Below are 19,579 nucleotides of genomic sequence, written 5' to 3' on the forward strand. Positions count from 1 at the left end.
TCACTCCCCGCCGCGGAGGATGGAGTTCCCCTCGTGCAACTGATCGGGCACGGTGAGGTCGAGCTGGAGTCGGCCGCTCTGACCGTAGAAGGCGACGGGATTGCGCCAGAGCACCTGATCGACATCGTCGTCGCTGAACCCGGCGGCGAGCATGGCATCGCCGACCTTGCGGGTCTTGAGGGGGTCACTCCTGCCCCAGTCGGCGGCCGAGTTGACCAGGATCTTCTCCGTACCATGGGTCTTGAGGATCGCGATCATGCGGTCCTCGTCCATCTTGGTGTCGGGGTAGATGGAGAAGCCGGCCCAGCAGCCGCTGTCGACGGCGTCCTTCACGGTCGTCTCGTTGAGGTGATCCAGCAGGACCCGCTCCGGAGGGAGGTGGGACTCGCGGACGACGTCGATGGTGCGGTGCAGGCCGGCGAGCTTGTCCCGGTGCGGGGTGTGGACGAGGGCGGGCAGCCCGTGGTCGGCGGCGAGCTGGAGCTGGGCGGCGAGGGCGGTGTCCTCGGCCGGGGTCATGGAGTCGTAGCCGATCTCTCCGACGGCGACGACGGAGTCCTTGACGAGGTAGCGGGGCAGGGCGTCGAGGACAGGGGTGCAGCGGGGGTCGTTCGCCTCTTTGGGGTTGAGGGCGAGCGTGCAGTGGTGGGCGATGCCGTACTGGGCGGCCCGGAAGGGCTCCCAGCCGAGCAGGGCGTCGAAGTAGTCGAAGAAGCTGGCGGGCGAGGTGCGGGGCTGGCCGAGCCAGAAGGAGGGTTCGACGAGGGCGCGGACACCCGCGTCGTACATCGCCTGATAGTCGTCCGTGGTGCGGGATGTCATATGGATGTGGGGGTCGAAGATGCGCATCAGGACTCCTCCGTGGGGGGTTGGGGTCGCCCCTGCTCGGGAATGTTCGAGTGCTCGGGGAAGGGTGCGGGGGCCGTGAGGGCGAGGACGCGGCTCAGGTCGTGCGGGACGGTGCGGCCGGCCGCGGTGCGTTCGGCGGCGAAGTCGCCGAGCATGCGGGCGAGTTCCGCGTCACCGCCGGCGCGCCGGGCCAGTCCGTCGACGGCGTCGACGGGGACGCCGGTGAAGAGGCACTTGAGGATGGCGTGCCGCCATTGGTGCGCATCGAGATGGACGGCGGCGTACGGGCCGACGGCGGCGGCGACCAGCCGGGTGTCGTTGGTGCGCAGGGCGTCCTCGACGAGCGGAAGGGCGGTGGGGCCGAGGTCCAGCCGGTGCAGGGTGAGGAGGACGGCGCGCCGTTCGGCGGCGGTGCCCTGTTCGTAGAGTCTGGTCACGGCGGGCAGGCCGGCGCGGGCTTCGAGGAGCAGCAGGGCGCGTGCGGAGTCGGCGTACTCGAGTCCGCAGTGCCGGCCGGCGGCGGCGAACCGCAGCTCCCAAGGAGGGACGGCGTAGCGGCCGGCCGACGCCGTGTCCGCGCTGTCCTCGTGGAATGCGCTGTGCGCGGCCTCGGCGAGGGCCTCGTCGAGCCAGGCGCGCGCGGCGCCGCCGAGCTGTGCGTCGAGTTGCTTACGGGTCATCGGCACGGTGTTGCTCCCTTCGAGGACTTCGACGGGATGCGGTCGCGCAGGAACTCGATGGAGGTCCTGGCCAGTTCGGGGCCCGCGTGGGAGTGGCGGGGCAGTTCGACGACGGTGAGGCCGCGGTATCCGGTGTCGCCGAGGGCGTCGAGCGCGTCGAGTACGGGCGGGAAGTCGATCTCGCCGTCGCCGAACGGGAGGTGCTCATGGACGCCCCGGCGCATGTCCTCGATCTGGACGTGCCGCAGCCAGGGGGCGGCAGCACGGACACAGTCGACGGGCGCGGCCGGTTCGAGGCACTGGCAGTGCCCGATGTCGAGGGTGAGCCCGAGAGGTTCGGGGTCGCCACTGAGGACGCGCAGGTGGTGGAAGTCCGAGAGAGTGGCGAGGAGATGGCCGGGCTCGGGCTCGATGGCGAGCGGGACGCCGGTGCGGGCGGCGGCGTCGAGCACCGGTGCGAGGGCGTCGGTCAGCCGCTGCCAGGCCGTGTCCGATGGGGTCTCGGGTGGGGTGATGCCGCTGAAGCAGTGCACGGCGTGGGCGCCGAGGTCGGCGGCGACGTCGACGGCCCGCAGCAGCAGCCGGGTGCGGGCGGCACGGGCCTCCGGGTCCGGGTCGAGGAGGGACGGGCCGTGCTTGCGGCGCGGGTCGAGGACATAGCGGGCCCCCGTCTCGATGGTCACGCCGAGCCCCAGCCGGCCGAGCCTGTCCGCCACGTGCCGGGTGCGGGCGGCGAGATCCGGGGCGAAGGGGTCGAGGTGCATGTGGTCGAGGGTGAGGCCGACGCCGTCGTAGCCGAGGTCCGCGAGGAGTCCCAGGGCGTCGTCCAGGCGGAGGTCGGTGAGCCCGTTGGTGCCGTAGCCGAGGCGGATCGTCATGTGAGGCTCACCTTCCGGGCGAGTGTGCGGGCAAGGGGGACGAGCCCCATGACGGCGAGCCCGGTGCCGGACGCTCCGGCGCGGGCGGCGAGCACGGCCTGGAGCGGGATCATCGCCCGGATGCCGCCGCCGACGGCGCGCTGGGTGAGGGGCGGGGACGGGTTGAGGGTGGCGTGCAGGAGGGGCTCGGCGGCGGTCCGGAGGTAGGCGGCGGTGAGCGCGGTGAGGAGGAGGCGGGGGGCGGGTGCTGCGGACCGGGGCCGGTGGTGGTCACCAGGCCCGCCCCTTCCCGGAACCGGGGGCAGGCCCCGGGACCCGCGCTGCTCGCGCACCGCGGCGGCGCCGAGCGCGACGATCGCCGCGAGCGCGCCGAGGGGCGCGACGGTGGAACCGCCCTGTGCCTCGTGTCGGGAGACGGCGGTGACGGCGTAGGTGTGCGCACCGAGCAGGGCGGCGGCGGGTACGGCGGCACGGACGTCGGGGCTGGTGGTGCGGGCCGGGCCCATGGACTGGGCAGGGCCCGCGACGCGGGCACGGCCCAGGGCGCGGGCGCCGCGCAGGATGCGGGCGGTGCGCGTGGGAAGGACGGTGCCGGCGCTGCGGGCGGCGTGCGACGCGCCGGTCGTACTCACCGGGCGCTCGACGCCCACGTACCCCGCACCCGTCCCCGCCGTCGCCGTCGCGCCCAGCAGCAGGTCCAGTGCGCGTGCCCCCGCCATCGCTGCCGGACCCGCCTGGGTGTGCTTCAGATGGAGGTCGTAGGCCCAGACCGTTGCCGCCAGGCCGGTGGCCACCGTCAGGGCCGGGCGGCCCGCGCGGGCGGCCAGGGTCAGGCCGGCAGCCGTCAGGGCGCCGGCTGCCGCGAGGGCCGCGCCGGGGGTGATCCGGCCCGAAGGGATCGGGCGGTGCGGGCGGTCGATGGCGTCCTCGTCGCGGTCGGCCCAGTCGTTGAGGGCCATGCCCGCCTCGTACAGGCACAGGGAGGCGCCGACCGCCAGCGCGGTGCCTCGGTCGGGGCGGCGGCCCAGGGCCGCCGCCCCGGCGAGCGCGTCGCCGGGGACGGTGAACAGCGCCGAGACCCTGAGCAGTTCGGCCCAGGCCCGAACTGCGGCCTTCACTTCTGCCCCCGCAGTCGTTCGGCGAAAGCCAGGAGCTGCAGGTACTGCTCGGAGAGTGCGGCGGGGCCGCCGTCCGGGTCCTTGAAGTAGAAGCCGAGTTCGGGCCGCGGGCCCGTCAGACCCGCTTCGTGGGCGCGGGCCAGCAGTCGCGCCAGGTCCAGTACCAGCGGGGCGGCCAGCGCCGAGTCGCAGCCCTGCCAGGTCGTCTGGAGGACCATGCGCGCCCCGAGGAAGCCGTCGAACGCGATGTGGTCCCAGGCCGTCTTCCAGTCGCCGAGTGCGGGTACGTCGTCGATGTGGACCTCGCCCTCGGGCGTGGTGCCCAGTGTGTCGGCGAGGACGCGTTCCTTGCCCGCGTTCTTGGCCGCCGCCGCGCCCGGGTCGGCCAGCGCCGCCCCGTCCCCGCCGCCCAGCAGATTCGTGCCGGACCAGGCCCGTACGGGCAGGGCGCGTTGCACGAACATCGGGGCGAGTACGGAGCGGAGCAGCGTCTGTCCCGTCTTGCCGTCGCGGCCTGCGTGAGGAAGTCCGCAGTCCGCGACGGCGTCCTGGAGCGCGGGGGTGCGCAGCCCGGTGGAGGGGGTGAAGTTGATGTAGGGGCAGCCGGCCCGGAGCGCCGCGGCGGCGTAGAGCGAGCTGGCGGGCAGCCGGTGGTCTGCGGGTGACGGGACCGGCTCCGTCGAGGCAACGTTGACCACGACGGTGCGGGCGAGTTCGTTGCGGCGGCCGAAGTCGGTGAGGTCGGCGGTGAACGCCGCGATGAGTTCCTCGTCCGTACGGGTGTCGCCGGGCAGCGGCCCGCCGGGGCGTATCTCCGTGTCGGCGGCCGCGAGTTCGGCCCGTACCGCCGAGGGCAGTCCGTGCGGCAGCACTCCCCCGGCGGCCAGTGCCTCGGCCCGTTTGGGCAGCGGACAGCCGACGGTGTCGTGTCCGCCGAAGACCAGGGAGTTCAGTGCCGGCAGCCCGCTGTCGGCGAAGGGCGCGGTCTCGGTGACCATGCCCGCCGCCGGGTGGAGCCCCGCTGTGACGGCTGCGCAGCCCGCCGTGGCGGTGGTGGCGACGGAGCCTCGTGCTCCGATGAACCAGACTCCGGTACGAACGGCATGTGCTGACACGGGCTGCCTCCCTGGCTGGGGATCCTTGCTGGGCAGTACGAAAGGAGCGGCGCTGATCAGATCGGGGCGGGTCGGGAAGAGGTGGTGACGGCGGGCGGGGTAGGGCCTTTGCCCCGCCCGCCGTCGGACTGCGGCTGTCGCCCCTACGTGGCGGGCAGCTCCTTCAACTGAATGTTGCGGAAGGACACCTGGTCGTCGGCTCCGTGGTTCTGGAGGCCGATGTAGCCGTCCTTCAGGCTGCGTACGGGATCGGTGTTGGTGAAGTCGTTGATCTTGACCCCGTTCAGGAAGACCTGGAGCCGTTCACCCTGGACCTTGATCTCGTAGCTGTTCCACTGGCCGGGCGGCCGCAGGACCTGGTCGCGGGCCTTGATGTTCGCCGCCTTGAAGGTGTAGACGGAGCCCGTGGTGCGGTCGGGCGCGTCGGTGGCGTCGATCTGGACCTCGTAGCCGTTGTTCACCGCGGACCAGGGGTCGTTGGACTCCGGGAAGCCGACGAAGACTCCGGAGTTGTCGTCGCCCGCCATCTTCCAGTCGAGCTTCAGCGAGTACGACCCGAGCTCCTTGGCCTGGTAGGTGAGGAGACCCATGCCGCCCTCGGAGCGGAGTTCACCGTCGACGACGTTGAACTTGCCGGGGCCGGCCTGCTTCCACCCTTCGAGCGTCTTGCCGTTGAAGATCGACCGGTAGCCGGTGTCCGGCTTGCAGTCGGCCTTGACCTGTCCGGCCGCGTAGCGGACGCCGCCGAGGAGGAGCTGGCGGAAGGCCGGTTCGGCGTACGACGCCTTGGTGTGGCCGAGTCCGGTGTAGAAGGAGCGGCCGCCCCCGTAGGACTGGCACCAGGTGATCGGGTGATCGCCCTTCATGGTGCCGCCGGTGTAGGTCGTCTCGTCGAGCGTGGCGAGGACCTTCACCTTGTCCCGCGGGTTGGTGCGGTAGTTGTACAGCTCGTCGGTGCGGACCCAGGCGTCGTCGAGGTGGGCGGTGGCCGGGTGCTTGTGGTCCTCGACGCGGACGGTGACGGGCTGGATCGCGGGGTGTCCGGCGAAGTACGCGCCGACGAGCCCGCCGTAGAACGCCCAGTCGTACTCGGTGTCCGCGGCGGCGTGCACGCCCATGTAGCCACCGCCGGTGGCGATGTAGTTCTCGAACGCCTTCTGCTGGTCGGCGTTGAGGACGTCACCGGTCGTGGAGAGGAAGACCACGGCGTCGTAGCGGGCCAGGTTGCTGGTGGTGAACTGGCCTGCTTCTTCGGTGGCGTCGACGGTGATGTTGCTGCTCGCGCCGAGTTCCTTCAGTGCTGCGACGCCCTCGGGAATGGCGTCGTGCCGGAAGCCGGCGGTCTTCGAGAAGACCAGGACCCGCTTGGCGGTCCGGTCGGGCGCGCTGTTGGAGAGCTCGAAGTCGTCGATGTCGTAGAGCGCGCCCTCGCCGCCCTTGAAGACCAGGAAGAGTTCGGTGGCCTGCTTCGGGACGCCGCGCAGCGGTACGTCGATGTCCTGGAAGTTCTCCCAGCCGCCGGTCACCGGCACCGGTGCGGAGCCGAGGATCTTGCCGGTCGCGGAGCCGGCCCGTACTTCGAGGAATCCGCCCGCGCCGCCGGACGAGATCCGGGCGGTGAGCTTGGTGGAGTCTCCGAGGATGTACGGCTTGAAGGCGATCCAGTCGTCGTTGTCGATGTCGCCGACCGTCTTGCCGCCGTGCGCAGCCGCCTTGTCGTAGGTCCGGATGCCGGACGACTCGGTGAAGTGCTCGGCCTGCCGGTGGCGGGGCTGGAGCTGCGACTGGTCGTGGCCGCTGAGTGCGGCCTGGCCACCGCCTCCGCCGTCGGTGTACGAGGCGTCGATGACTCCGAAGATGTTGGCGTTCGGGTCGTGTCCGCCGTCCATCTCGGTCTTGATGGTGCCGGAGCAGCCGTGCTCCGTGGTGATCGGGTGGCCGTGGCTGTCATGGCCGAGCACGAAGCTGACCTGGACCTTGGAGCAGTCGATGGTGCCGTCCTCGGGGTCGGTGACGGTCACCTTGAACGGGATGTCGTCGCCGAAGCTGAACAGCTGTCCGTCACCGGGGAGTTCCAGGTTCACCTTGGGTGCGGTGTTGCCGACGGTCACATGGACACTCGCCGAACCGGTCCGGCCGGTGGGGTCCTTGGCGGTGACGGTCGCGGTGTAGGTGCCGTTCTTCTTGTACGTGTACGTGGGGTTCGCAGCGGTCGACGTACCGCCGTCGCCGAAGTCCCAGGCGTAGGTGAGCGCGTCGTTGTCGGAGTCCGTGGTGCCCGCGGAGGAGAACTGCACCTTCAGCGGTGCGGTGCCGGACGTCTTGTTGGAGGAGGCTTCGGCGACCGGCGAGTGGCCGCCGGTGGCGTTCTCGATGCGGTAGAGCGCGGAGTGCTCGTCGCCGCCGAACCAGGAGACGCCGTAGTCCAGGACGTACAGTGCGCCGTCCGGGCCGAAGGCCATGTCCATCACCTGGGTCCCGGACCACGGGATGTCGTTGATGGACTGGACGTTGCCGTCGCCGTCCTGCTCGATGCGCTTGATCCACTGCCGGCCGAACTCACCGGCGAAGAAGTCCCCGTCGTACGCCTCGGGGAACTTCACGGGCGAGTCGAGGTCGGCGTCGTAGTGGTAGACGGGGCCGCCCATCGGCGACTCGGAGCCGGTACCGAACTCGGGCACGGATCCGCCGTCGTACGGGATCCAGGCGGGCTGCGCCGGGGGCAGGTCGACCAGACCGGTGTTGTGCGGCGAGGTGTTCTTCGGGGCGGCGCAGTCGAAGGCCGCTCCGGACGTCTTCGTCGCGAAGTCGTAGTCGATGAAGGGGTCGTTCTTCCCCGTGCAGAACGGCCAGCCGAAGTTGCCCGCCTTCGTCACCCGGGCGAACTCGACCTGTCCGCCGGGTCCGCGCTTCGGGTCGGCCGCACCCGCGTCGGGACCGTAGTCGCCGACGTATGCGATGCCGGTGGCCTTGTCTACGCTGAAGCGGAACGGGTTGCGGAAGCCCATCGCGTAGATCTCGGGCCGGGTCTTGTCCGTGCCCGGGGCGAAGAGGTTGCCCTCGGGGATGGTGTACGAGCCGTCGTCGGCGACCTTGATCCGGAGGATCTTGCCGCGCAGGTCGTTGGTGTTGCCCGAGGTGCGACGGGCGTCGAACGCCGGGTTGCGGTCGGGGCGTTCGTCGATCGGCGTGTAGCCGTCGGAGGCGAAGGGGTTGGAGTCGTCACCGGTCGACAGGTACAGGTTGCCCTGTGCGTCGAAGTCGATGTCGCCGCCGACGTGGCAGCAGATGCCGCGCGACGTCTTGACGTCGAGGACCTTCTTCTCGCTGCTCAGGTCGAGGGTGCCGTCCTCCTTGAGGACGAAGCGGGAGAGCCGGTTGACGCCGTCGAACTTGGCGAAGTCGGCGGCGGTGCCGGTCTCCGGGGCGTCGCCGGACGGGGTGTCCAGCGGGGGCGCGTAGTAGAGGTAGATCGCCCGGTTCTTGTCGAAGTCCGGGTCGATGCCGACGCCCTGGAGGCCTTCCTCGTCGTGCGAGTAGACCGGGAGCACGCCGGAGACCTTGGTGTTGCCGGCGCTGTCGGTGATCCGCAGCTCGCCGCTGCGCGAGGTGTGCAGGACGCTGCGGTCCGGGAGTACGGCCAGCGACATGGGTTCGCCGGTTTCGGCGGCGCCCTTGGCGAGGGTGACCTGCTGGAAGTCCTCGCCCGCGGCCGCCGCGGCGTCGGTGGCTGCCGGCGAGACCGGGCCCGACGCGGAGGCGCCGGGGGCGCCCAGGGCGAGGGTGGCTGCGGTGAGCAGGCCGCCGGTGAGCAGGGCGAGGGACTTGCGGAGTCGGGGCCGGATTCTGGTTCTGCTTCTGTGCACGAGTGTCCTCCGGAGAGTGCCGGTTGTACGGGCGGGTGGAGCCGAGCCGTTCCGCGCGGGGACTGCCGCGCAGGTCACCCGGGGCCTGGTGGGGCCCCAGCGACGTGAGTCATTTCGTGTACACCACAGGGACGGTAGACCTGTTCGTCCGGGGCGGAAAGCCCTTGCACAGCAGTTGAGTTGAACTTTTTCCTGCTGGAGGACAAAGAGGGATGAGGGCAGCCGGGACCGCCCCGACGGCGCGCTTGCTGCCGTCGGGCCTTTCCCCTGCCCGAACCGGGGCTGCGCCCCGGGCCCGGCGGTCCTCAATCGCCGGGCGCGCTGAACAAGGTGCCCTCAAACACCGGGCAGGCTTGGTTTCTCCCGCCCGAGCGGGCCACCGGAGCCGAGTCCGGATTGCCGGCCCTCCGGCAATCGAGGAGCGGAGATCCGGGGGCGGAGCCCCCGGAAACCGTCAGTCGCCGCCTCCGAACGCCGCGTCGAACGACGCCGCCGGCGGGTCGAAGTCATACCGCTTCATCGTGGCAAGCGCTTCCGGCGCACCCACGAGCCGGTCCATCCCGGCGTCCTCCCACTCCACCGAGATCGGCCCCTCGTAGCCGATCGACCGGAGCATCCGGAACACGTCCTCCCACGGCACATCACCGTGCCCGCCGGAGACGAAGTCCCAGCCACGCCGTGGGTCGCCCCAGGGAAGGTGCGAGCCGAGGCGGCCGTTGCGTCCGTCGAGGCGTTTGCGCGCCTCCTTGCAGTCCACGTGGTAGATCCGGTCCCGGAAGTCGTAGAGGAAGCCGACCGGATCGAGGTCCTGCCAGACGAAGTGGCTCGGGTCGAAGTTCAGCCCGAACGCGGCACGGTGGTCGACGGCCTCCAGGGCCCGGTGCGTGGTCCAGTAGTCGTACGCGATCTCGCTGGGATGCACCTCGTGGGCGAACCGCACGCCCTCCGCGTCGAACACGTCGAGGATCGGGTTCCAGCGTTCGGCGAAGTCCTCGTACCCCCGCTCGATCATCCGCGGCGGCACCGGCGGGAACATCGCCACCAGGTGCCAGATCGACGAGCCGGTGAAGCCGATGACGGTGCGGACCCCGAAGGCCGCGGCCGCGCGGGCGGTGTTCTTGATCTCCTCGGCGGCCCTGCGCCGTACCCCTTCGGGCTCACCGTCGCCCCAGATCCTGGCAGGCAGGATGCCCTGGTGCCGTTCGTCGATCGGGTTGTCGCAGACGGCCTGGCCGACGAGGTGGTTGGAGATCGCCCAGCACTTCAGCCCGTACTTGTCGAGCAGCTGGTGCCGCCCTGCCAGGTAGCCGGGGTCGTTGAGTGCCTTGTCGACCTCGAAGTGATCGCCCCAGCAGGCGAGTTCGAGCCCGTCGTAGCCGAAGTCACGGGCGAGCCGGCAGACCTCCTCCAGCGGCAGGTCGGCCCACTGGCCGGTGAAGAGAGTGAAGGGACGGGGCATGCGCGGGACCTCCTAGAGCTGTACGGGAGTGTGGACGGAGTTCTTCTCGGCGCTCTCCTCCACGGCCGCGAGCACCCGCTGCACCTGGAGCCCGTCGGCGAACGACGGCACCGGGTCCGTCCCTTCGGCGATCGTCCGGACGAGGTCGCGGGCCTGGTGGATGAAGGTGTGCTCGTAGCCGAGGGCGTGGCCCGGCGGCCACCATGCCTCCAGGTACGGGTGTTCGGGCTCGGTGACGAGGATGCGGCGGAACCCGGCCGTGGCGGCCGGTTCGGTGTGATCGTGGAAGGACAGTTCGTTGAGCCGCTCCAGATCGAAGGCGAGCGAGCCGCGCTCCCCGTTGAGCTCCAGCCGCAGCGCGTTCTTGCGGCCCGCCGCCATCCGGGTCGCCTCGAACGAGGCCAGCGCTCCGGAGGTGAGCCTGCCGGTGAACACGGCCGCGTCGTCGACGGTGACCGCCCCTCGGGCCTCGCTGCTCGCGACGCCCGAGAGTCCCGCCGACGCTCCGGCGAGCACGGGGCGCTCCCGTACGAACGTCTCGGACACCGCCGACACCCCCACCAGCAACTCCCCCGCCAGATACTGGGCGAGGTCGATGATGTGCGCCCCCAGGTCGCCGAGCGCACCGGATCCGGCGTGTTCGCGCTCGAGCCGCCAGGTGAGCGGCGACTCCGGGTCGACCAGCCAGTCCTGGAGGTACGTGGCCCGTACGTGCCGCAGGGCGCCGAGCCTGCCGTCGGCGATCAGCTTCCGTGCGTACGCGATCGCCGGCACCTTGCGGTAGTTGAAGCCGACCATCGCCACCTGGCCGCGAGCCCTGGCCCGTTCCGCGGCCTCGGTCATGGCCTCCGCCTCGGCGACCGTGTTGGCGAGCGGCTTCTCGCACAGCACGTGTTTGCCGGCCTCCAGGGCGGCGATGGCGATCTCCGCATGACTGTCGCCGGGGGTGCAGATGTCGACGAGCTGGACGTCGTCCCGGGCGATCAGGGCGCGCCAGTCGGTCTCCGCCGCCGCCCAGCCGTGCCGTTCGGCGGCGGCGGTGACCGCCGTACGGTCCCGTCCGCAGATCGCGGCGAGAGCCGGCCTCATCGGCAGGTCGAAGACGTGTCCCGCGGTGCGCCACCCCTGGGAGTGGGCGGCGCCCATGAACGCGTATCCGACCATGCCGACGCCGAGCGTCGCCTCCGGCTCTGTCGACGGCGGCGCTGCGGCTTCCTGCTCCGTCTCTTCCCTACGGGCCATACGGGCTTCCTCCTCATCGGTCGTTCGGTGGGGGCGACAGGAGGGTCAGCACCCTCCTGGACTGCGGATCAGCTGAAGCCCGTCGGCAGGTACTGGTCGATGTTGTCCTTGGTGACGACGGCGGAGTAGAGCGTGAGGCTGGTCGGGATCTCCAGTTCCGAGAGGCCGCCGATGCCCTTGCCCTGTCCGAGTGCGCGCGCCAGGTCGATGGCGGACGCGGCCATCGTCGGCGGGTAGAGGACGGTGGCCTTCAGGACGCTGTTGTCGGCCTTGATGGCGTCCATGGCGGACTTGGCGCCCGCGCCGCCGACCATCAGGAATTCGTCCCGGCCGGCCTGCTGGATGGCACGCAGCGCGCCGACACCCTGGTCGTCGTCGTGGTTCCACAGAGCGTCGAACTTCTTCTGCGCCTGCAGGAGTTGAGCCATCTTCGCCTGGCCGGACTCGACGGTGAACTCGGCGGCCTGCCGGGCGACCAGCTTCACGTTGGGGTAGTTCTTGAGAGCATCGGCGAAGCCCTGGCTGCGCTGCTTGGTGAGCTCCAGGTTGTCGATGCCCGCGAGCTCGACGACCTTGGCGTTCGGCTTGTCCTTGAGCTGTTCGCCGATGTACGTACCGGCGTTGAGGCCCATGCCGTAGTTGTCGCCGCCGACCCAGCAGCGGTAGGCCTGCGGTGAGGCGAAAATGCGGTCCAGGTTGATGACGGGGATGCCCGCCTTCATCGCTTCCAGGCCGACCTGGGTGAGCGCCTTGCCGTCGGCCGGGAGGATGACGAGGACGTCGACCTTCTTGTTGATGAGGGTCTTGACCTGGCCGATCTGGGCGGCGGTGTCGTTGGAGCCCTCGGTGATCTCCAGGGTCACCTCGGAGTACTTCTCCGCCTGCGACTTGGCGTTCTCATTGATGGCGTTGAGCCACCCGTGGTCGGCCTGCGGACCGGCGAAGCCGATGGTGACGGGCTTGCCGGGCTTGTTGTCGGCGGCCGGCTGATTGCTCTGTGCGGTCTGCGACTTCTTGGGCTCGTTGCTGGTGCAGGCGGTGAGGACGGCGCCCGCGGAGACGGCTGCGGTGCCGAAGAGCAGTCCTCTGCGGCTGGTTTCTGGCATGGCTGTGGAACCCTTCATCCGGTGCGTGGGTGGCATGCGGAACTGCGGGTGGGGCGGAATGGGATGGGGTGGGCTGGGGGTGGGAGAGCCCGGGGGCTCAGGTCTCCCCGTGGGCCGAGGTTCGGCCCTGGACCAGGACGGCGGCGACGATGATCGCGCCCTTGGCGATCTGCTGGACATCGCTCTGCAGATTGTTGAGAGCGAAGATATTGGTGATGGTGGTGAAGACGAGGACACCGAGGACGGATCCGACGATCGTGCCGCGTCCGCCGCTGAGCAGGGTGCCGCCGATGATCGCGGCGGCGATGGCGTCGAGCTCGTACAGGTTGCCGTTGGTGTTCTGTCCCGAGCCGGACAGGATGATCAGCATGAAGGCGGCGATGCCGCAGCACAGCCCGGAGAGCAGGTACAGATAGAGCCGCTGCCTGGTGACGTCGATACCGGCGAGCCGGGCCGCTTCCGCGTTGCCGCCGACCGCGACCGTGCGGCGCCCGAACGTCGTGCGGTTCAGCACCAGCCAGCCGATGACGGTGGCCGCGGCGAAGACCATCACCAGGGGCGGGATGCCGAGGATGTACGAGTCGGGCAGCCCCAGGTCCAGGACCGACTGCACGGTGACGATCTGCGTCTTGCCGTCGGTGAGCAGCAGGGCGAGACCGCGGGCCGAGGCGAGCATGGCGAGCGTCGCGATGAACGGCACCATCCTCCCGTAAGCGATCAGCAGCCCGTTGACGAGTCCGGCGCCGAGTCCGACGAGCACGGCGGTGAAGAGGATGCCTGCGAAGCCGTACTCCTGGGTGGCGAGCGTGGTCGCCCAGACCGAGGCGAGCGCGACCATGGCACCGACCGACAGATCGATGCCGCCGCTGGTGATGACGAACGTCATGCCGACGGTGACGACGCCGATGACGGACGCCTGGGTCAGGATCAGCTGCAGGTTCCCGGTGTCCAGGAAGGCGTCGGGTTCGGTGAACCCGCCGACGGCGATCAGTACGGCGAGGACTCCGAGCAGCGACAGGTTACGGACGTCCGTGCGCACCCCTAGAGCGCGCAGTCCGCGGCCCTTCGAGGGCGGCACCGAGGCGGGGGCGGGCGGGACCACCTTGTCCGGCCCACCGTGCTGCGCCGAGGAGACGGGCTGTGTCATGACGTCGGGCTCCCTTCCATCACGAGGTCGAGTACGCGGTGCTCGTCGAGCTCCCGGGCGTCCGCCGTATGCACGACGCGGCCCTCACGGAGCACCAGCACCCGGTCGGCGAGGCCCAGCACTTCGGGCACTTCGCTGGAGACCAGCAGGACGGCGAGGCCTTCGTCGGCCAGCCGGCGGATCACGGCGTAGAGCTCGGCGCGGGCGCCGACGTCTACACCGCGGGTCGGTTCGTCGAGCAGCAGCACCCGGCAGCCGCGCAGCAGCCAGCGGGCCAGGACGGCCTTCTGCTGGTTGCCGCCGGAGAGAGTACGGACGGGGGTGTCCGGGTTGTCGGGGCGCAGCGACAGTTCGCGGGTGGCGGTGCGGGCCGCCCGGCGCTCGGCCCCCCGGTCGAGCCAACCTGCCCTGGAGAAACGGGACATGGAGGAGACGGAGACATTGCGGGTGACGGATTCGAGCATCAGCAGGGCCTGCGCCTTGCGTTCCTCGGGGGCGAGCCCGATGCCTGCGGCGACGGCGGCGCGGACGCTGCCGGGGCGCAGTGGCCGCCCGCCGACCAGGACCCGGCCCGCGCTCGGCCTGCGGGCGCCGTAGATCGTCTCCAGGATCTCGGAGCGCCCGGAGCCGACCAGGCCGGCGAGGCCGACGATCTCGCCGGGCCGCAGTGCGAGGTCGAGCGGTGCGAACTCCCCTTCCCTGGCGAGTCCTTCGACGGTGAGTACGGGTTCCTGCCGGGCGGCCTCCGTGACCTCCGCGGACGTCTCGGGGCGCTGCGGGAAGACGTACTCGACATTGCGGCCGGTCATCATGGCAACGATGTCCCGTGTCGGGGTGGACTTGGCCGGCAGACCGACCGCGACGGCACGCCCGTCCTTCAGCACGGTCACCCGGTCGCCGATCCGGCGGATCTCCTCCAGCCGGTGGGAGATGTAGACGACCGCGACGCCGTCGGCGGTGAGTGAGGCGACGATACGGAAGAGGTTGTCGACCTCGTCGGGGTCGAGGGCCGCGGACGGCTCGTCCATCACGATGAGGCGTACGTCGTGGGAGAGCGCCCGTGCCATGGAGACGATCTGCTGCTGGGCCGCGGAGAGCGCGCCGACCGGGCGGGCGGGATCGATCTCGGGGTGGCCGAGGCGCTTCAGCAGTGCGGCGGCCGCCGTCCGGCCCTCGCGGGTACGGACGATGAAGCGGGCGGTGGTGGGTTCATGGCCGAGGAAGATGTTCTCGGCGACCGAGAGGCCCTCGACCAGGTCGAGTTCCTGGTAGATGGTGGCGATGCCGAGGCGCATGGCGGCGATCGGCGACTTCAGCGCGACGGGCGCGCCGCGCCAGGCGATCTCGCCGTCGTCGGGCTGGTGGGCTCCGGCGAGCACCTTGATGAGGGTGGACTTGCCGGCGCCGTTCTGCCCGAGCAGACAGTGGACCTCACCGGCCTGGACCTCCAGGTCCACGCCGTCGAGAGCGCGCACACCGGGGAACGATTTGGTGATGCCGGACATGGTGAGCAGGGGTGGTTGTGGTGCCATGACAAATCCCCTCGGCGAAATGGGGTCTCCCCTGCTCGAGCGAAGCCGAGAGCTTGGGGAAGGGCCGGTGAGCGGGCAGGGCTGTACCAGGTGCGGGTGGTGCTCAGTTGCCGATGGATCTCTGGTGCCGTACAGCCGGCCGAGGATCAGGCCGGTGAGAACAGGTGGTCGCTGATGAGCCGGGCGGCGCCGATGACTCCGGCGGTCGGCCCCAACTCGCCCAGCACGATAGGGAGATTTCCGGTGGCCAGCGGCAGGGACTGCCGGTAGACCTGGGTCCGGACGCTGGCGAGGAGCGTGTGACCGAGGCCGGTCACGCCACCTCCGATCACCACCAGTCCGGGGTTGAAGAAGCTGACCAGTCCGGCGATGACCTGACCGACCCGGTTGCCGCCCTCGCGGATCAGGTCGAGCGAGGTCGCGTCACCGGCGGCCGCCGAGGCGGCCACATCGGCGGCGGTGAGCCGGCCCGCCGCCTCCAGTCGGGCCGCGAGCTCCTGGGACTGTCCCGTGCGCGCCGCGTCCTCGGCGTCGCGGGCCAGCGCCGCGCCGCTGAAGTGGGCCTCCAGGCAGCCCCGGTTGCCGCAGGCGCAGGCGCGCCCGTCGGGTTCGACCTGGATATGGCCGATGTCGCCCGCGCTGCCCGTCGTACCGCGGTAGACGTCGCCGCCGACGACGATGCCGCAGCCGATGCCGGTACCGATCTTGACGCAGAGGAAGTCGCCCACGGAGCGCGCGACGCCTGCGTGCTGCTCCCCCATCGCCATCAGGTTCACATCGTTGTCGACCATGACGGGGCAGCCCAGTTCCTGGCTGAGCGCCTCGCGGACCGGGAAGCCGTCCCAGCCGGGCATGATCGGGGGTGCGACCGGTACGCCTTCGGGGAAGCGGACCGGTCCCGGTACGCCGATGCCCGCGCCGTCGAATCCTTCCGCGAGCCCGGAGGCCCGGAGCTTGGCCGCCATGGACAGCACCTGCTCGAAGACGGCGACGGGTCCTTCACGTACGTCCATGGGGTGGTTGAGGTGACCCAGGACTTCCAACTCCGCGTTGGTGACCGCCACATCGATCGATGTGGCACCGATGTCGACGCCGAGGAAGCGCAGTGCGGGAGCAAGCCGGATGTTGTGCGAGCGACGCCCGCCGCGGGAGGCGGCGAGTCCGTCGGCCACGACAAGTCCGGTCTCCAGCAGCCTGTCCACCTCGACGGCGAGCTTGGAGCGGGAGAGATCGATCTGATCCCCCAGCTGCGCCCGTGAGTTGGGCCCGTCGTCGCGCAACAGCCGGAGCAGTCGCGCCTGATGCGCATTCGCGGGTCGTGCCGTCATACGTCTCACGCGCCCCTCCCCGCCACATCGGCTCATCCGTCGGGCTTTCGAGTGGAACGTAGCAGCGGTTGCCGGGAGTGGGAAGAAGTTGCGCAGGAATCCGCTACAACTTTCTCCACACCCAGGACAAAGAGCCGTTCGACGGAGTGGTGGGCCCGCTTTCGGCACGGACGCCTTGGGGACGTACACCTGGCGCGGCGCGGCAGGGAAGTCAGCGGCGCCGGAACGGGCCGCCCGGAGCCGCACACACCTTGACCGCACATCGAATCGACCGCACATCGAGGTCGCCGACTTCTCGACGGCTCTCTACCGGGCGAGCCGGGTCGGCCTCACCCTCTCCCGCCCGCGCTGCCGCCCACGTCGCCCTGAACTCCCGGTCGGGAATGGCGGCCGCGTTCAGTCGCGGGGCCAGGGGCGGCCGTCGAGGCGCTCGATGTCGCGATTGAGGCGCCCGAGGCAGTGCGCGAGCTGGGCCGCCTCCTCGGGTGTCCAGTTGGCCAGCACATGGGCCAGGCCGTTCACGTTCTCGGCCCGGTCGCCGTCCAGGCGGCGCTTGCCTTCGGCGGTGATGGCGAACTTGCGGGCGATGCCACCCTCGGGGTCGGGGATGTGCTCGACGACACCGGCTCGCAGCATGGCGGCGGTCTGGCGGTTGAGGGTGGAGGTGTCCAGACCGAAAGCGTCGCTGAGCTGACTGATGGACAGCGGGCCCTCGGCCTGGATGCGGCTGAGGAGGATGTAGGCGCTGCGGTCGAGTCGCCCGCTCCCCCGGTTGGTGAGCAGATGCATGTACCGGCCGAGAAGCATGGTCTCGAACTCGATCCGGTCAAGGGGCATGTCCACGCAGGGTTTCCTTCGGCCGCGGGCTTGCCTTCCCTTCGGGAAGGTCACCTGCCAGTAGATATCCGATCGGCTCCGGCGTGGGTCTCGCGGCTGCGGTCGTCGCTTCCTTCATCCCCGTGCGGGCGGCAGCGCAGCCGGGGTCCGCCGTTTCGCAGCAGGCCGCCTCCGAGGTGGCCGCGTCTCGATCGTGCTGGTCGTCCGGCGCCATCGGGGCCCGGTCGACGCGAACACGACGTTGCTTCCGCGACCATCACGGACCGGATCGCGGGCGGCCTCATCACGTGGCCGCCCGCGACTCCTTCGGTTCGCTGGTTCGCTCTAGCCCTTTTCGCGCTGGTGGTACGTCTTGCGCGTGTGTTCCGTGTGCGTCCGCATGATCTCCGTGGCCCGCTGTTCGTCCCGCGAGGAGATCGCCGCAATCAGTGCGCGGTGCTCGATCCAGGACTGGGTGCCGCGCTGGCGGGCCACCGGGGTGTAGTACCAGCGGACCCGGCGGTCCACCTGCCCGGCGAGCTCGGCGAGGACGACATTGCCCGCCAGCTCCATGACCTTGGCGTGGAACGCGGCATTGGTGGCGACAGCGAGATCCACATCGTCGTCGGCGACGGCCTGCTCACCCTTGGCGCAGAGCTCTTCGAGCGCGGCGATGCCGGCCGTGCCCGAGTTGGCCGCGGCCAGCCGGGCGGCCTCGGCCTCCAGGAGCGTACGGACCGACAGCAGCTGGTCCGCCTCCTCCTCGGTGGGTTCATGGACGAACGCACCTTGCGCGGGCCGCAGATCGACCCAGCCCTCGGTGTTCAACCGCTGCAACGCCTCGCGCACCGGCTGCCGGGACACGCCGAGGTGTCCCGCGAGTTCGCTCTCGACCAGATGCTGGCCGGGGCGGAGCGCACGCGTGGTGATCAGTTCGAGCAGCGCCTCGTAGACACGCTCGCGCAGCGGACCGGGCCGTTCCAGCTTCGGCACAGCCCCTTGCGGCAGTCCTGTGGACAACATCGCGGTCCCCCTCCGGGCGACGAGCAACTGCTTATCGTCTACAGTCTACCGAGCACAATGGGGCTCAGGGACAGCGGATCACCTGACCGGCGTACGAAAGATTCCCGCCGAACCCGAAAAGCAGCACCGGAGCACCGCTCTCGACCTCACCCCGTTCGACCAGTTTCGACAGCGCCATGGGGATGGAAGCGGCGGAGGTATTGCCCGAATCCACCACATCCCGGGCGATGACGGCGTTGACCGCACCGATCTTCCGGGCGACCGGTTCGATGATCCGCAAATTGGCCTGATGCAGTACCACCGCAGCGAGATCCTCGGGGGCGACCCCGGCCCTTTCGCACACCTTGCGCGCGATGGGCGGCAGCTGAGTGGTGGCCCAGCGGTAGACGGACTGCCCCTCCTGGGCAAAGCGCGGCGGCGTCCCCTCGATCCGCACCGCACGCCCCATCTCCGGCACCGAACCCCACAGCACGGGACCGATTCCGGGCGCGGCGTCCGCATCGCCCCGCGGATCCGCGACCACGACCGCGGCGCCCGCGCCGTCGCCGAGCAGGACACAGGTGGAGCGGTCGGTCCAGTCGGCGATGTCGGCCATCTTGTCGGCGCCGATCACCAGCGCACGGGTCGCGGCGCCCGCCCGGACGGCGTGATCCGCGGTGGCGAGGGCGTGGGTGAAGCCGGAGCAGACCACGTTGATGTCCATCACGGCCGGCGAACCCATGCCGAGACGGGCGGCGACCCGAGCCGACATGCTCGGCGAACGGTCCATGGCGGTGGAGGTCGCGACGAGGACCAGATCGATGTCGGTGGGGAGCAGACCGGCCGTGGCGAGCGCCTTGGCCGCCGCGTGCGCGGCCATCTCGTCCACCGGCTCGTCAGGGCCTCCCACATGGCGGGTCTTGATTCCGACGCGACTGGTGATCCACTCGTCGCTGGTGTCGACCATGGCCGCCAAGTCGTCGTTGGTGAGCACCCTGGCGGGCTGGTAGTGGCCGAGCGCCACGACACGTGAGCCGGTCATGTAGAGGTTCCCCTCGCTACGTATGGCAGGAACTATCCAGTCTTGGTGGCTACCGCCCGGTACGAGTGCACGTGATCCCACAGGATTACCGGCCGAGGCTTGGAGGCTTGACAACACCCTTGACCGCCCTCAACACATACTGTAGACAATATTCTGTCGACTTGACATCGTCTCCTGTTCCCTCGCTCGGTCCCTCACCGAACGGAGAGCCCCGTGAAAATCGCCGTCCCGGACGGAGACCACCACCGTCTGCGCCCACTGCGGCGTGGGATGCAGCGTCACACTCCATGTGCAGGACAATGAGATCGTCGAGGTCACCTCACACGACAACCCGGTGACCCACGGCAACCTCTGCATCAAGGGCCGTTTCGGCTTCCAACACGTACAGAATCGGGTTAA

At 70.3% G+C, this 19,579-nt stretch carries 15 protein-coding genes and 1 pseudogene; 1 reads left to right on the plus strand and 15 read right to left on the minus strand.

All coding sequences use genetic code 11. The annotated features are described in order from the left end of the window. The 15 genes from OHA88_RS11485 to OHA88_RS11555 form a co-directional block, all read right to left on the minus strand. Positions 1–849 (minus strand): TatD family hydrolase, encoded by an 849-nt coding sequence (locus OHA88_RS11485; RefSeq protein WP_328625412.1) that lies wholly within the window; start codon positions 847–849, stop codon positions 1–3. Beyond that, positions 849–1,529: an EboA domain-containing protein gene (locus OHA88_RS11490; protein WP_443044367.1), complete on the minus strand. Its 681-nt coding sequence runs from the start codon at positions 1,527–1,529 to the stop codon at positions 849–851. The genes OHA88_RS11485 and OHA88_RS11490 overlap by 1 nt, the downstream gene beginning before the upstream one ends. Continuing rightward, positions 1,526–2,407: a sugar phosphate isomerase/epimerase family protein gene (locus tag OHA88_RS11495; protein WP_328625414.1), complete on the minus strand. Its 882-nt coding sequence runs from the start codon at positions 2,405–2,407 to the stop codon at positions 1,526–1,528. Before OHA88_RS11495 ends, OHA88_RS11490 begins: the two co-directional genes overlap by 4 nt. Continuing rightward, positions 2,404–3,525 carry an SCO3242 family prenyltransferase gene (locus OHA88_RS11500; protein WP_328625415.1) on the minus strand — a complete coding sequence of 374 codons (1,122 nt, stop codon included), beginning with the start codon at positions 3,523–3,525 and terminating at the stop codon, positions 2,404–2,406. The genes OHA88_RS11495 and OHA88_RS11500 overlap by 4 nt, the downstream gene beginning before the upstream one ends. Continuing rightward, the gene (locus tag OHA88_RS11505; RefSeq protein ID WP_328625416.1) at positions 3,522–4,640 is read right to left on the minus strand and encodes an inositol-3-phosphate synthase; all 1,119 of its coding nucleotides are present in this window, start codon (positions 4,638–4,640) and stop codon (positions 3,522–3,524) included. The genes OHA88_RS11500 and OHA88_RS11505 overlap by 4 nt, the downstream gene beginning before the upstream one ends. A gap of 143 nt (positions 4,641–4,783) precedes the next feature. Beyond that, on the minus strand, positions 4,784–8,506 hold the full coding sequence (locus OHA88_RS11510) for a ThuA domain-containing protein (protein WP_328625417.1): 3,723 nt from the start codon (positions 8,504–8,506) through the stop codon (positions 4,784–4,786). 454 nt (positions 8,507–8,960) lie between these two features. After that, entirely contained in the window at positions 8,961–9,965 is a 1,005-nt protein-coding gene (locus OHA88_RS11515) for a sugar phosphate isomerase/epimerase family protein (RefSeq protein ID WP_328625418.1), read from the minus strand. Positions 9,966–9,977: 12 nt separating this feature from the next. After that, entirely contained in the window at positions 9,978–11,207 is a 1,230-nt protein-coding gene (locus tag OHA88_RS11520) for a Gfo/Idh/MocA family protein (protein ID WP_328625419.1), read from the minus strand. A gap of 68 nt (positions 11,208–11,275) precedes the next feature. Beyond that, positions 11,276–12,313 (minus strand): substrate-binding domain-containing protein, encoded by a 1,038-nt coding sequence (locus OHA88_RS11525; protein ID WP_328625420.1) that lies wholly within the window; start codon positions 12,311–12,313, stop codon positions 11,276–11,278. Positions 12,314–12,410: 97 nt separating this feature from the next. After that, complete coding sequence (locus OHA88_RS11530) at positions 12,411–13,460, minus strand: ABC transporter permease (protein WP_328625421.1); 1,050 nt, start codon at positions 13,458–13,460, stop codon at positions 12,411–12,413. After that, on the minus strand, positions 13,457–14,992 hold the full coding sequence (locus tag OHA88_RS11535; RefSeq protein ID WP_328625422.1) for a sugar ABC transporter ATP-binding protein: 1,536 nt from the start codon (positions 14,990–14,992) through the stop codon (positions 13,457–13,459). The genes OHA88_RS11530 and OHA88_RS11535 overlap by 4 nt, the downstream gene beginning before the upstream one ends. 146 nt (positions 14,993–15,138) lie before the next feature. Continuing rightward, entirely contained in the window at positions 15,139–16,320 is a 1,182-nt protein-coding gene (locus OHA88_RS11540) for an ROK family transcriptional regulator (protein WP_030971973.1), read from the minus strand. Between the two features lie 396 nt (positions 16,321–16,716). Then, positions 16,717–17,163, minus strand: coding sequence for a MarR family winged helix-turn-helix transcriptional regulator (locus OHA88_RS11545; protein WP_328625423.1), 447 nt, complete (start codon positions 17,161–17,163; stop codon positions 16,717–16,719). A 318-nt stretch (positions 17,164–17,481) separates the two neighbouring features. After that, positions 17,482–18,159, minus strand: a complete 678-nt coding sequence (locus tag OHA88_RS11550; protein WP_266999930.1) for a GntR family transcriptional regulator — start codon at positions 18,157–18,159, stop codon at positions 17,482–17,484. Positions 18,160–18,223: 64 nt separating this feature from the next. Continuing rightward, on the minus strand, positions 18,224–19,180 hold the full coding sequence (locus tag OHA88_RS11555; RefSeq protein ID WP_266999931.1) for a beta-ketoacyl-ACP synthase III: 957 nt from the start codon (positions 19,178–19,180) through the stop codon (positions 18,224–18,226). Positions 19,181–19,406: 226 nt separating this feature from the next. Here OHA88_RS11555 and OHA88_RS11560 point away from each other — a divergent pair. Further along, positions 19,407–19,574: pseudogene (locus OHA88_RS11560) on the plus strand (2Fe-2S iron-sulfur cluster-binding protein); the annotation flags it as partial. Positions 19,575–19,579: the final 5 nt, after the last annotated feature.

It is taken from the genome of Streptomyces sp. NBC_00353 (genome assembly GCF_036108815.1).
Classification (GTDB): domain Bacteria; phylum Actinomycetota; class Actinomycetes; order Streptomycetales; family Streptomycetaceae; genus Streptomyces.